We start from the raw sequence: 12,781 nt of genomic DNA, 5'->3' as shown, positions 1-12,781 counted from the left end.
ATTTGATGGAGGCAAACATGACTGGTGGCTGGCTCTGGTCGTTCTTGTTCAAGTGAGCTAACCCTCTGGTTTGCCTGTGGTTTTTGCGATTGACGCATGAAGCGCAGGACCAAGGGGTCGCAGGGTCTCATGGGGGCAATAGTTCCCTGAGATCGACTTGGTAATGACCGATTCGTTAACGCAAAATCCCGCGCGGACCGTTCCGTGCGGGATTTTCTTTTGCTGAATCGAAATTTTTTCGCCGGGGTTTTCGCGCCTTCCGACCGGCCATGACACTCGCCTGGATGGCGTTGGCCGACAACAAAATGCGCGCGAACAATCAGGCGCTGTGCGTGCGGTGTCGTGTCATTCCTCGCCGTGGCCAAGGGCCAGATAGTCTGCCGACTGCATCTCGATCAGCCGGCTCTCGGTCCGTTCGAACTCGAACCGGCCATCGCCTTCCGCATAGAGGTTTGACGGCAAGGCATCGGCCGTGGCGATCAGCTTCACCCGATGTTCGTAAAGCGCGTCGATCATTGTCACGAACCGCGCCGCCTCGTTGCGCTGTTCCTTTGACAGCTGCGGAATTCCCACGATGATCACCGTGTGATAATTGCGGGCGATGGCAAGATAGTCCGATGCGCCCCGCGCCTCGGCACACAGCCGCTTGAAGCTGAACACCGCCACGCCCTTCAGGCTTTTGGGAACGTGCATCATCCGCCCCCCACCGACATCGAGTTCGGCGGAGGGGACGTGCTCGCTGTCCTCGGGCGGATAGTCGGTCAGGCGGAAAAACGCTTCGCGGACCGCTTCGGTTGCTTCCGGACCGTTGGGAACATGCCATGTGCCAACGCCGCGCAAGCGTTCGAGCCTGTAATCGGTGGGGCCGTCGAGCGGCAGGATTTCCAGCCTTTCCTCGATCAGGTCGATGAACGGCAGGAAATGCTCGCGGTTCAGCCCGTCCTTGTAGAGCTGATCTGGCGCGCGATTCGACGTTGTGACCACGGTAACGCCGCCATCGACGATCATGGCCGTGAACAGCCTGCTCATGATCATGGCGTCGGCGCTGTTGTTGACGACCATCTCGTCGAACGAGAGCACTTTGGTTTCCGCAGCGATCTGTGCGGCAACGGGAAGGACGGGATCGCCGCCCATCTTCTTGCGCTCCTCGCGCAGCCGTGCGTGAACCTCCAGCATGAATTCATGGAAATGGACGCGCCGCTTCGCCGCAACGTTCAGGCTTTCGTGGAACAGATCCATCAACATGGACTTGCCGCGACCGACGCCGCCCCACATGTAAATTCCGCGCGGCGAAACCGATGTGGTGCGGCCAAGCAGCTTTGCGAAAATCCCGGGGGTCGCAGAAGGCGATTCAAGCTCGGCCTGCAATCGGTCAAGCTGTTCGGCCGCGCGCGCCTGGTCCGCGTCAGGCTTCAACTCGCCTGCGGCGACAAGCGCGGCATAGCGCTCGCTAACCCGCATCACTTCGGCGTCGTCGGTTTGCGGATGGTGCCGGAAAAGGCGGCGATAATCTCTGCATCCTGTTCTACCACCCCGCGCAGGAAGACCAGTCGCCGCGTTTCGCGCAGCAATTCGGTTACCGCGTCGATCGGCAGGTCAGCACGGCCGGCGCCGATGAACTGGACCGAAAGATCGAGCGTAACCGCCGTTCCCGCCTCGATAACGCCAAGCATGCGCGAACAACCGAACAACGCGATATCGATCAGCGAAAGCGTGGTTCCGCCGTGGATATTGTCCGCAAGGTTGGTGTGCCGTCGCTCAGGGAAAGCGCGCAACCGAGCTTTTCCGTCTTCGTCGCGGCGAATGATCAGCTTGGGAAACATCCACGCGTTGAAGCGCGTTTCGTCGTCCAGCTGCCATGTGCGCCAACCCGGATTTTCCGGATCGGGTTCGCTGCGAAATCCCCGGCCTGCGAAACCGTCAGACAACCCGTTCTGCCTGCATCTTCTTGATTTCGGCGATGGCGCGCGCGGGCGACAGTCCCTTGGGGCAAACGTTCGCGCAGTTCATGATCGTGTGGCAGCGATAGAGCCGGAAAGGGTCTTCCAATTCGTCCAGCCGTTCGCCGGTCATTTCGTCGCGGCTGTCGGCCAGCCAGCGATAGGCTTGCAGCAGGATCGCTGGGCCAAGGAACTTGTCCGAATTCCACCAATAGCTCGGGCACGACGTGGAGCAGCACGCGCAAAGGATGCATTCGTAAAGGCCGTCCAGCTTTTCGCGCTGTTCCGGGCTTTGCAGGCGCTCCTTGCCGGATGGCGTGGGCGATACGGTCTGCAGCCACGGACGGATGGAGGCATATTGCGCATAGAAGTGCGTGAAATCGGGCACGAGATCCTTGACCACTTCCATGTGCGGAAGGGGGGTAATGCGAATCTCGCCCTTCAGATCCTCGATAGCCGTGGTGCAGGCGAGGCCATTGCGCCCGTTGAGGTTCATGGCGCAGGAACCGCAGATCCCCTCGCGGCAAGAACGGCGGAACGTGAGCGTGGGGTCCTGCTCCGACTTCATCTTGATCAGGGCGTCCAGCACCATCGGACCGCATTCGTCGAGATCGATCTCGAACGTGTCGTAGCGCGGGTTCTCGCCACTTTCCGGATCGTAGCGATAGACCTTGAACTTGCGGATCCTGCCCTGGGTCGCGGCAGCGTGGTGCTGCGACTTGCCGGTGATCTTGCTGTTCTTCGGAAGTGTGAAGGTTGCCATGATCTGCCCCTGTGGCGTGCGGGTCCGATTGCCCGGACCGAGTTCGTTCTTGTCGAGTCCTATTAGCGATTGGGCCGCGTCGGGCAAGCGCAGGGAACGCCAACCGCCATGCAAATGGCGAAAAATCTATCCTTAGCGCCCGATTTTTTCGCGATTGGATTTATCCCGCGTCACTCGACCATGAATGGTTAATTTCGCCTTTCCGTCGGATCAGTCCGAAATGGAGATTAACCCGAAAGAAACCTCTGCAACGCTCACATTGCGCCCGGGGCCGGGTTCAAGGGTCGTAACCCGGTCACATCGAATGGGGGCATTCGCATTGGCCAGCAGCCATGCGATCTGACGGGGGCGACAGACATGATGACTGTTTTTTCCAGCCTCGCGAGGCGGCAGGAAGGTTTCGCGGCGGTTGAAACGATCCTGGCCTTGCCGATCGTCCTTGCGATGGCGTTGGGCACCCTTTCGTCAGGCAGCCTGTTACTGACGAAGAGCCAGTTGAACCGCGCGGTAAGCGAAGCCGCACAATATGCTTCGGCAAATCCGCAGCGCAGCGACGCCCAGATCCGGGAGATCGTTCTGGACAGCTATCACGGCAGCGATGCGCTTGCGGCAACGGCGATAGACGTTTCCCGTGGCGGGGCGCCGGGCGATGCGCGCTATATAGAAGTCGAAGCGAAAGTGCGGACCAGATTGCCGACGGTTCTGTTCCGGGCGCCGGGCATCACGCTCGTGTCCAGGAAGAAGGCGTTCATCGGCTAGGCGGCTGTCGGGGCTGCGTCCGGGGTGACGGGGGGATCCCCGGACGCAAAACCGTCAGGCCGACAGGCGGCGGCACCTCGGGCGTGAGACAGCGTTTCATCGTGCAACATGCTCGCCACTCATCACGGTGGCACGATTTCATGCGTGTGATAAGCAGGTGCAAACAGACGGAGAGGGGGGCAAGTGGGCCTGAAAACCTGGTACGACGATCACATCGTGCCGCGCCTGATCACGTGCGCATGCTGCACACCCGCGATCATGGACCTGCGGGAAAAGGTAATCCCGCTGGCAAGCGGAAACGTGTTCGAACTTGGCTGCGGGGGCGGGATCAACCAGCGCTTCTACGATCGCCGGAAAGTTTCCGCATTTTCCGGGATCGATCCGACGCGCAAGCTGCTCGACTATGCGCAAGAGCAGGCGCGGAAAAAGGGTTGGGACGCCGATATTCGTGAAGGGAAGGGGGAAGCCATTCCCTTCGGCGACGATACGTTCGACACGGTCGTGTGCACGTATACCCTGTGTTCGGTTGACGATCCCGTGCGCGTTCTTTCCGAAATGAGGCGCATACTGAAGTCGGGCGGCCAGTTCCTGTTCCTTGAGCACGGGCTTTCACCGGATCACCGCGTTGAAAAGTGGCAACGCCGGATCGAGCCGGTGTGGAAGCGGCTCGCCGGTGGATGCCACCTTACCCGGTCAGTGGGCGGTGCTGTGATCGACGGGGGCTTTGTGCTGGAAGATCACGAATGCACCTATGCGCCCAAAGCGCCGAAGTGGGCAGGCTGGATGGAATGGGGCGTCGGGCGCAAGAGCGGGTAGCAACCGGGCCGATTTGCACGCGGGAGATTTACACGCGGGGTATTTCCACGCGGAACTGGGCCGCTAGATCGCGCGGACTTCGCCCACTTTCATCACCAGTGCATTGGCTTCGCCATATTGCTGGTCGCGGGCGGCGCGCACAAAGCGTTCGGGCGCCTCAAACGGGTTTTCGGGCGTCAGCATGATGGACCCCCAGTGCATGCCCACGGTCCGGTCCGCGCGAATATCGCGGGCGATCGATATCGCCTCTTCGGGCGTCGCGTGGCTGGGTTCCATGATTATGCGCGGCTCATAGGCGCCAATGCCGACGAGTGCGAGATTGAACGGACCGGCGCGCTCTCCGATTTCGCGGAAAACCGCGCCGTATCCGGTGTCTCCGCCGAACCAGATCTTCTTGCCGCCCCCCGAAATCGCCATGCTCGCCCACAGCGTCTTGTTACGGTCAAACGGTCCACGTCCCGAAAAATGCACTGCGGGCAGGGCAGTTATCTCCGCAGACCCAAGGGCGATCGTCTCCCACCAGTCCAGTTCCGTCACGTCCGGAAAACCCAGGCGTCGCAGCAATGTACCCACGCCAAGGGGGCATACGACCGGCGTTTCCGCGCGGTAGCGGTACGCGCGCAGTGCGGCGGTATCGATGTGATCGTAATGGTTGTGGCTGATGACGATGCAATCGAGCCGGGGCAATTCGTCCGCGCGCAGCGCAGGGGGCAGGAACCTGCGCGGCCCCATGCCCATCGGGCCGGCAACGTCTCCCAGATAGGGGTCTGTCAGGATCAGCTTTCCGCCCAGTCGCATGACGAAGGCGGCATGGCCAAGCCAGCACACATGGCCTTCGGGCATGGTCGCGATATCCGGCTTGTCGCCGGTCGCCAGGCCTTCAGGCACGGGCGGAAGTTTTGCCCTCCGCATTTCCCACAGCAGGAATTTCAGGAAATCGCGAAACCGGGCGCGGTTCGGCGGGCTTCCGGGCGGGTTGCGAAATCCCCCGCCCGGCCGATGATGCGCTGGGCGATCTTCGGGCCGGGTAGGGGTTCCGCTATTCACTTGCTACAGGTCAGTTGCCGAACGTTCGCTGCCACCAGCCGCGACGCGGAGCCTCCTGGTCTTCCGAGGTTTCGGCATCCGGCGCTTCTGCGGATTCCGTCACGGCCGTTTCGGGCGCATCCGATGGAGTCGCGGCAGGTTCTTCGGCCTTGGCGGGCGCTTCCGGCTCTGCCGGGGTGTCGGCCTGCGGCGCTTCTTCCTTGGGCGCATCGGCCTTCTTGCGACGGGTGCGCTTCGGCTTTGCCGGAGCCTCTTCGGCGGCTTGCGACTCTTCGGCAACCGGCTCGGCATCGGCCTTCTTGCGGCGGGTGCGCTTGGGCTTGGCCGGCGCTTCCTCCGCAACCGGAGCGTCGGCGGCAGGGGTGTCCTGCGCGGCAGCGTCGGCCTTCTTGCGGCGGGTGCGCTTCTTCGGCTTCACCTCCTCTGCGGGAGCCTCGTCCGCCTGAGCCGTCTCGGCCGGAGCGTCTGCGGCAGCGGCATCCGGCTCCGCGATAACCGCGATGTCGTCGATGAGCTGTTCGCTCATCTCGTTCATCGCTTCGCTGTCCGCACCTTCCTCTATCGCATTGTCGACGCCGGCTTCGCCATTGTCCTGGCCGTCTTCGCGCGGACCGCCACGCCGGCGGCGGCCGCGACGGCGGCGCTTGCGCGGACGATCTTCTTCGCCTTCGGCGGTTTCACCGGTTTCCTCGCTGTCGCCAGCATCTTCATCGGTTGCAGTATCGGCAGAAGCGTCAGCCTCGTCCTGTTCGTCGCTATTGTCGCCATTGTCGGCACGGTCGCGATTGCGGCCGCGACGGCGGCGACGGCGCTTCTTGCGGCCGGAACCTTCACCGCTTTCGCGCTGGCTTTCGTCTTCGTCTTCGAATTCGTCCTCGTCCTCGATTTCCGGTTCGTCATCGTCGACGATGGGTTCGAAACTGGGAACGAAGTCGGGCCGTGGCCCGCGCGAGGAAACGCGCATTTTCGCGCCTTCGTTTTCGCCCTCGGGGATGACCTCCACCGAAACGCCATAGCGTTCCTCGATCTCCTGAAGGTCGAAGCGCTTGGCGTTGAGCACGTAGATCGCCGCTTCCTGGCTGGCATAGAGCGTGATCACGCTGCCCTTGCCCTTGGCGGCCTCGTCCTCGATCATGCGCAGGGCGGAAAGCCCCGCGGAAGAGGCGGTGCGGACAAGGCCCGAACCGTCGCAATGCGGGCAGGCGCGCGTGGTGGCCTCAAGCACGCCGGTGCGCAGGCGCTGGCGGCTCATTTCCATCAGACCGAAGCCCGAAATCCGGCCCACCTGGATGCGCGCGCGGTCGTTCTTCAGCGCTTCCTTCATCGCCTTCTCGACCTTCCGGATGTTCGATCCGTATTCCATGTCGATAAAGTCGATGACAACAAGACCAGCCATGTCGCGCAGGCGCAACTGGCGGGCGATCTCGCGCGCGGCTTCAAGATTGGTGGAAAGCGCGGTCGCCTCGATCCCGTGTTCCTTGGTCGACCGGCCAGAGTTGATGTCGATCGACACCAGCGCCTCGGTCGGGTTGATGACCAGATAGCCCCCGCTTTTCAGCTGCACGACCGGATCGTACATGGCGGTCAGCTGGTCTTCCGCGCCATAGCGCTGGAACAGCGGCACCGGATCGGCATAGTGCTTTACCCGCCGCGCGTGGCTGGGCATCAGCAGCTTCATGAAGTCCTTGGCGGCGCGATAGCCATCGTCGCCTTCGACAATGACTTCCTCTATCTCGCGATTGTAGATGTCGCGGATCGCGCGCTTCACAAGGTCGCTGTCCGAATGGATCAGCCACGGGGCGCTGGACTTGAGCGTCTGTTCGCGGATGCCGTCCCACAGCCGGGCGAGATAGTCGAAATCGCGCTTGATCTCGGTCTTGGTGCGTTGCAGCCCGGCGGTGCGCACGATGCAGCTCATCGAGCGGGGCAGGTCAAGCTCGGAAATGATCGTTTTCAGCCGCTTGCGGTCCGCGGCCGAGCTGATCTTGCGGCTGATGCCGCCGCCGTGGCTCGAATTGGGCATCAGCACGCAATAGCGGCCGGCAAGGCTGAGGTAGGTGGTCAGCGCCGCACCCTTGTTGCCGCGCTCTTCCTTCACGACCTGCACCAGCAGGACCTGGCGGCGCTGGATCACGTCCTGGATCTTGTAGCGGCGGCGCAGGGCCATGCGCTTGGCGCGCACTTCATCCACTTCCTTGGCCTGCGAACGGCCCCGGCGGCGGCCCCGGCGCTGGCGACCGGAGCGGGCGCGCTGCTCGTCACCGCTTTCGCCATTTCCGTCGTCGTCGTCGGACTCGTCGCCTTCGTCGCTGTCATCGCCGTCGCCGTCGAAACCGTTTTCGACCATTCCGCCCTCGATCGTGGCGACCTGGGCCTTTTCGGACGTGTCGACTTCGGTCACGCCGTCACCGGCGAGTTCGTCGGCCAGCGCGTCGCTCGATTCATCGTCGAGATCGGCGTCGTCGTCTTCGTCGTCCTCGGCTTCCTGCGCGGCGCGAAGCGCGGCTTCCTCTTCCGCGTGCGCGGCTTCCTCTGCCAGAAGCGCTTCGCGGTCTTCCTTGGGGATCTGATAATAGTCGGGATGGATTTCACTGAAGGCGAGGAAACCGTGACGGTTCCCGCCGAAATCCACGAACGCCGCCTGCAGCGACGGCTCGACGCGCGTCACCTTGGCGAGGTAGATATTTCCCTTGATTTGCTTGTGTTCTGCGGACTCGAAATCAAACTCTTCGATGCGATTGCCCTTGAGCACCGCCACCCGGGTTTCTTCCTGGTGGCGCGCATCGATCAGCATGCGCGTGGTCATTGTGATGTCTCCAGCCGCACCGGCGCAGGGCAGGGCCCGATGCCGCGGTGCGGTTCCTTGTGTAAGCGCGCGCGCGCTCGGTCCGGGTGATTTCCCGGCCGCTGCGCGGCGCGAATGCGAAAGTGCCGGTACGCAGCGGGGGAACGTTTCGTTCGTTTCGCTGGCCGACCGGCGGCGGTGTTCGTGTGTCTGCGGTGAGGACGATTCGCGGCGACTGGCGCGTGCCGGCGGCGTTCCAACGCGCATGGGCCTGCCCGGCGCATGCAATCTGGAACGGAAAACGGCTCATCATCACGGCTTCAACCTCTGTCGCGCGGCGCAAGCGTTATTGCTTTTTGAGCCTCGCGGTGGCGGGACAGGTCCAGATCGCCGTTGCCGCGGGATTTCCGCGCCTTTCACTGCCCGGTTTCCCGTGACTGGATCGGAAGGCGGCGAGGCTGGACAGCCCCGATGGAACGAGTTGCTAGCATTGCAATTGCGAAGCGGCAATCAAAACCGTTGCGCGGCCCTTTCGCTATCTTCGCCGCAAGGTTTTCTGCCGGAACGTTTTATGCTGGACCGCCGCTTTGCAGGCGATGCATAGAACCGATCCGGAAATGCGTATTCTTACCAAACTGGCGTGGCGGGCAATTGCGATGGCCGCGGTTATGCCGCTGGCGTCCTGCGGCGTGCATGAAAGCGCGCGCGTGCCCGATTACGTGATCCGCATCGCCTTGCCCGATAGCGAAGGTCAGATCGGCCTTCCGCCAATTCAGGGGCCTGCCGATGCCAGCCGCCCTCTTGTGGTGATCGATGCCGGTCACGGCGGGCACGATCCGGGGGCCAGCGGGGCCGGCAAGCTGCGGGAAAAGAACGTTACGCTGGCGCTGGCGCTGGCGCTGCGCGATGCGCTGTTGAAAGACGGACGCGTGCGCGTTGCGCTGACGCGTTCGGACGACAGGTTCCTTGTGCTTGAGGAGCGATCGGGCATCGCCCGCAGGCTGGGGGCCGACCTGTTCGTTTCGATCCACGCCGATTCCGCCGGGAATCCCACGGCCAGCGGCGCGACCGTCTATACGCTGTCCAATCGCGCATCGGACGCTGTGGCGGCCGATCTGGCCAATCGCGAAAACAGCGCGGACACCATCAATGGCGTCGCCCTGGGTGAAAAGCCGGATGCGGTGTCGACCATTCTTGTCGATCTTTCCCGGCGTGAGACGGCGCGGGAATCCCGGTCATTTTCGGACCTTATCCTGCGAGAGGCCAGGCCGGACGTCGCCTTCCACCCCACGCCGCAGCGGCAGGCCGCGTTCGTGGTGCTGAAATCGCTGGATCTGCCGTCGGTTCTGGTCGAGGCGGGCTATATCAGCAATCCTGAGGATGCCGGTCGCCTGACGGACCCCGCGTGGCGCAAGGGTTTTGCAGACGATCTGGCGAAGGCGATCGAGATTTTCCTCGCCCGCAAGAGCGCGTCCGGGCAATGAGCCGTCATCAGCCGGTCGCAGGCCACTGGCGCGCGACGAAAGCATCGTGCTAGAGGGCCGCCACGATGGCCGACGATACCCTGCTGGAACATTTCCGATATCGCATTCGCCGTGACTATGCGGGCGTTGCCGACTGGTGGCGGCGCAACTGGCGCAATGGCAAGTGGTTCCGGCGCGGCGTTTTCGCGCTTGGCGCGTTCGCGCTGATCCTGCTGGGCGCATGGTTCATGGTCGTTCGCGACCTGCCGTCCACCGACAAGCTGCTGACCTATGAACCGCCGCTGCCGACCATGGTTCGCGGGATCAACGGCGAGATCGTTTACAGCTATGCGCGCGAGCGGCGTGTGCAGCTTCGCTTCTCGGATTTTCCCAAGCCCCTGATCGATGCGTTCCTTTCGGCCGAGGACCGCACGTTCTGGACGCATGGCGGTGTCGATCTGGGCGGCCTGGTCGGCGCGGTGATCGACTATGTGCGCAAGTTAGGCACGGGAGAACGGGCCAAGGGCGGCTCTACCATCACGCAACAGGTCGCCAAGAACATCCTGATCGGGGACCAGTATTCGATCAGCCGCAAGATCAAGGAGATGATCCTTGCCCGGCGCATCGAAGGCGTGCTGACCAAGCAGCAGATCCTTGAGCTTTACCTGAACGAGATCCCGCTGGGGCGGCATGCCTTCGGCGTTCAGGCGGCCGCGCGCGCCTATTTCAACAAGGACGTGGACCAGCTTGACCTGCACGAGGCCGCGTTTCTTGCCATCCTGCCCAAGGCGCCCGAGATCTATGGCCGCAAGAAATACGAGGCCAAGGCGATAGAGCGCCGCAACTGGGTGCTTGACCAGATGGTGCGCAACGGTTGGGCAACGCGCGAAGCGGCCGACATCGCGAAAGCGAAGCCGCTGGGCCTCGTCAACCAGCGCGACGACGAATACCGGGCGGACGCCGGATATTTCTTCGAGGAAGTCCGTCGCCGCCTGATCAGCCGCTATGGCGAAACCGCGAAGGACGGGCCGCACAGCGTCTATGCGGGCGGGTTGTGGGTGCGCACGTCGCTGGACATGCAGCTCCAGAACGCGGCGCGCGATGCCTTGCGCGCGGGGCTGATGCGCTATGGTGGCAATCGCGGATGGCACGGGCCGATCGCGCACCTGAAGATGACGGACGGCAAATGGCGGTCCGAACTCGCCTCGTCCTACATCGGCATCAACTATCGCGACTGGCGTGTCGGGGTGCTGACGGACGTTTCTGGCGGGCAGGGTACAATCGGGTTCACCGACGGAAAGACCTATCCGATCAGCCTGCCGTCCGGACCGAAGGCGGGCGACGTTGTGGCGGCCGCGCCGAACGGAAACGGTTATGCGCTGAAAATTATCCCCGAGGTTTCCGGCGGCATGGTGGTGGAAGATCCGCAAAATGGTCGGATTCTTGCCATGCAGGGCGGTTTCGATTCCCGGCTTGGCGCGTTCAACCGCGCGACACAGGCCGAACGCCAGCCCGGATCGACGATCAAGCCTTTCGTTTATGCAACCGCGCTCGATTACGGGATGACCCCGGCGACGCAGGTGCTGGATGGAACGTTCTGCGTTTATCAGGGCGCGGCGCTTGGCCAGAAGTGCTTCCGCAACTTCGCCAACGAAGGCGGGGCCGGCACCCACACGATGCGCTGGGGGCTTGAGCAGTCGCGCAACCTGATGACGGTGCGCATCGCCAACGATACCGGCATGGATCACGTGGTGAACACGATCAAGCGGGTGGGAATCGGCGATTACAAGCCATACCTGTCGATGGCGCTGGGCGCGGGCGACACGACCGTAGAGAAGATGGTCAACGCCTATGCGGCCATCGCGGACCATGGCCGCCAGCATCCGGCGACGGTTATCGACTATGTGCAGGATCGCAACGGCAAGGTGATCTGGCGCGCGGATACGCGGCGGTGCGACGGGTGCGACATGCCCGAATGGGACGGCAAGCCGATGCCCCGCTTTGCTGACAATGGCAAGCAGGTGCTCGATCCGCGCACCGCATACCAGGTGGTGCACATGCTGGAAGGCGTGGTGACGCGCGGCACCGCGGTCGTCCTGCGCGATCTCAACCTCCCGCTCTTCGGCAAGACCGGCACGACGACGGGGCCGAACAACGTGTGGTTTGTTGGCGGCACGCCCGAGATCATCGCGGGGGTCTATGTGGGATACGACCAGCCGCGCAGTCTTGGCGGATGGGCGCAGGGTGGGCGCATCGCGGCGCCGGTGTTCAAGGAATTCGTGCAGGCCACGCGCAAGCGCTGGAGCGACATTCCCTTTGCCGCGCCAGACGGTATCCGCATGGTCCGCATCGACCGGGTCACAGGCAAGCGCGTGTTCTCCGGGACGCCCGAAGACAGGGTGGCGAAGGCTTCGGTGATCTGGGAGGCGTTCAAGCCGGATACGGAACCCAAGCGGACGATCGGCGCGGGTGAACTGACTGCAAAAGAACAGATTCTCGACGCTTTGCGCCGCGCACGTGCAGCGCGTCTTGCGGCCGCACAGCAGAAACAGAAGGACGAACCGGGCAACTTCGCGGAAGAGCAGGGCGGCATTTACTGACACCTGCTGACGCGGGCTGAGAGAAGTGCTATCCGGTTTGGTATGAAACAGATTGTCCTTCGCCTTGCCGCCGCTTCGCTGGCACTTTCCGTGCCGGTGGCTGCCCATGCCGAACTGCCGGTCGGAGCCACTGCGCCCGAGTTTTCCGCGCGTGGCGCGCTGGCCGGCAAGGTGTTTTCGTTCAACCTGGACAAGGCCCTGAAACGCGGACCGGTGGTGCTCTATTTCTTCCCGAAGGCGTTTACGCCGGGATGCACGCTGGAAGCGCACGCCTTCGCCGAATCGATCGCGAAGTTCAAGGCGCTGGGTGCCAGCGTGATCGGCATGTCGACGGACGACCTGCCCGCGCTCAAGAAGTTTTCGCGCCTTGAATGTCGCGACAAGTTCCCGGTTGCCAGCGCCAGCCCGGCGGTGGTCTCCGCCTATGACGTGGACCTGAAGAAGGAAGGTGCTTCGACCGGGCTGACCAGCAGGACCAGCTATGTGATCGGCCAGGACGGGAAGATCGTGATGGTGCATTCAGACATGGACTATCGCGACCACGTGAAGCTGACGCTTGAGGCGGTGCGCAAGCTGCACGGGCACTGACCCGCGGCGCTCCGCGAGGG

The 12,781-nt window shown here is 63.1% G+C and carries 11 protein-coding genes; 6 read left to right on the top strand and 5 right to left on the bottom strand.

Translation table 11 applies throughout. From position 1 onward, the window contains the following. Positions 1–345: 345 nt before the first annotated feature. Genes zapE through RXV95_RS09885 form a run of 3 tightly spaced genes read right to left on the bottom strand, consistent with a single transcriptional unit; the run spans position 346 to position 2,703 of the window. The gene (zapE, locus tag RXV95_RS09895; RefSeq protein WP_338465884.1) at positions 346–1,461 is read right to left on the bottom strand and encodes a cell division protein ZapE; all 1,116 of its coding nucleotides are present in this window, start codon (positions 1,459–1,461) and stop codon (positions 346–348) included. Next, on the bottom strand, positions 1,461–1,928 hold the full coding sequence (locus RXV95_RS09890; RefSeq protein WP_338465883.1) for a PaaI family thioesterase: 468 nt from the start codon (positions 1,926–1,928) through the stop codon (positions 1,461–1,463). The genes zapE and RXV95_RS09890 overlap by 1 nt, the downstream gene beginning before the upstream one ends. After that, positions 1,921–2,703 carry a succinate dehydrogenase iron-sulfur subunit gene (locus tag RXV95_RS09885; protein WP_338465882.1) on the bottom strand — a complete coding sequence of 261 codons (783 nt, stop codon included), beginning with the start codon at positions 2,701–2,703 and terminating at the stop codon, positions 1,921–1,923. Before RXV95_RS09885 ends, RXV95_RS09890 begins: the two co-directional genes overlap by 8 nt. A 357-nt stretch (positions 2,704–3,060) precedes the next feature. On the opposite strand from RXV95_RS09885, the gene RXV95_RS09880 reads away from it, so the two are divergent. Both RXV95_RS09880 and RXV95_RS09875 read left to right on the top strand, forming a co-directional pair. After that, on the top strand, positions 3,061–3,462 hold the full coding sequence (locus RXV95_RS09880) for a TadE family protein (protein ID WP_338465881.1): 402 nt from the start codon (positions 3,061–3,063) through the stop codon (positions 3,460–3,462). A 183-nt stretch (positions 3,463–3,645) separates the two neighbouring features. Beyond that, positions 3,646–4,278, top strand: a complete 633-nt coding sequence (locus tag RXV95_RS09875; RefSeq protein WP_338465880.1) for a class I SAM-dependent methyltransferase — start codon at positions 3,646–3,648, stop codon at positions 4,276–4,278. A gap of 63 nt (positions 4,279–4,341) precedes the next feature. Here RXV95_RS09875 and RXV95_RS09870 read toward each other — a convergent pair whose 3' ends face one another. Then, positions 4,342–5,166: an MBL fold metallo-hydrolase gene (locus RXV95_RS09870; protein WP_338465879.1), complete on the bottom strand. Its 825-nt coding sequence runs from the start codon at positions 5,164–5,166 to the stop codon at positions 4,342–4,344. A 169-nt stretch (positions 5,167–5,335) separates the two neighbouring features. Beyond that, a complete protein-coding gene (locus tag RXV95_RS09865; protein WP_338465878.1) occupies positions 5,336–8,131 on the bottom strand; it encodes a ribonuclease E/G in 2,796 nt (931 codons plus the stop codon). An 86-nt stretch (positions 8,132–8,217) separates the two neighbouring features. Between RXV95_RS09865 and RXV95_RS09860 the strand changes: the two genes are divergently transcribed. From RXV95_RS09860 to RXV95_RS09845, 4 genes are all read left to right on the top strand, one after another. Further along, positions 8,218–8,547, top strand: coding sequence for a hypothetical protein (locus RXV95_RS09860; RefSeq protein WP_338465877.1), 330 nt, complete (start codon positions 8,218–8,220; stop codon positions 8,545–8,547). 180 nt (positions 8,548–8,727) lie between these two features. Then, positions 8,728–9,594, top strand: a complete 867-nt coding sequence (locus RXV95_RS09855) for an N-acetylmuramoyl-L-alanine amidase (RefSeq protein ID WP_338465876.1) — start codon at positions 8,728–8,730, stop codon at positions 9,592–9,594. Between the two features lie 65 nt (positions 9,595–9,659). Beyond that, the gene (locus RXV95_RS09850; RefSeq protein WP_338465875.1) at positions 9,660–12,173 is read left to right on the top strand and encodes a transglycosylase domain-containing protein; all 2,514 of its coding nucleotides are present in this window, start codon (positions 9,660–9,662) and stop codon (positions 12,171–12,173) included. A gap of 42 nt (positions 12,174–12,215) precedes the next feature. Next, complete coding sequence (locus RXV95_RS09845) at positions 12,216–12,761, top strand: peroxiredoxin (RefSeq protein ID WP_338465874.1); 546 nt, start codon at positions 12,216–12,218, stop codon at positions 12,759–12,761. Positions 12,762–12,781: the final 20 nt, after the last annotated feature.

Origin of the sequence: Novosphingobium sp. ZN18A2 (assembly GCF_036784765.1) — a bacterium.
Lineage (GTDB): Bacteria > Pseudomonadota > Alphaproteobacteria > Sphingomonadales > Sphingomonadaceae > Novosphingobium.
Note: the sequence above shows the minus strand (reverse complement) of the source record. Positions and strands in the feature narration are given on the sequence as shown.

Excerpts from the sequence above, each read along its gene's own strand:
- RXV95_RS09880 (WP_338465881.1), top strand. The coding sequence starts at position 3,061 with ATGATGACTGTTTTTTCCAGCCTCGCGAGGCGGCAGGAAGGTTTCGCG.
- RXV95_RS09885 (WP_338465882.1), bottom strand. The coding sequence starts at position 2,703 with ATGGCAACCTTCACACTTCCGAAGAACAGCAAGATCACCGGCAAGTCG.
- RXV95_RS09855 (WP_338465876.1), top strand. The coding sequence starts at position 8,728 with ATGCGTATTCTTACCAAACTGGCGTGGCGGGCAATTGCGATGGCCGCG.
- RXV95_RS09865 (WP_338465878.1), bottom strand. The coding sequence starts at position 8,131 with ATGACCACGCGCATGCTGATCGATGCGCGCCACCAGGAAGAAACCCGG.
- zapE (WP_338465884.1), bottom strand. The coding sequence starts at position 1,461 with ATGCGGGTTAGCGAGCGCTATGCCGCGCTTGTCGCCGCAGGCGAGTTG.
- RXV95_RS09845 (WP_338465874.1), top strand. The coding sequence starts at position 12,216 with ATGAAACAGATTGTCCTTCGCCTTGCCGCCGCTTCGCTGGCACTTTCC.
- RXV95_RS09850 (WP_338465875.1), top strand. The coding sequence starts at position 9,660 with ATGGCCGACGATACCCTGCTGGAACATTTCCGATATCGCATTCGCCGT.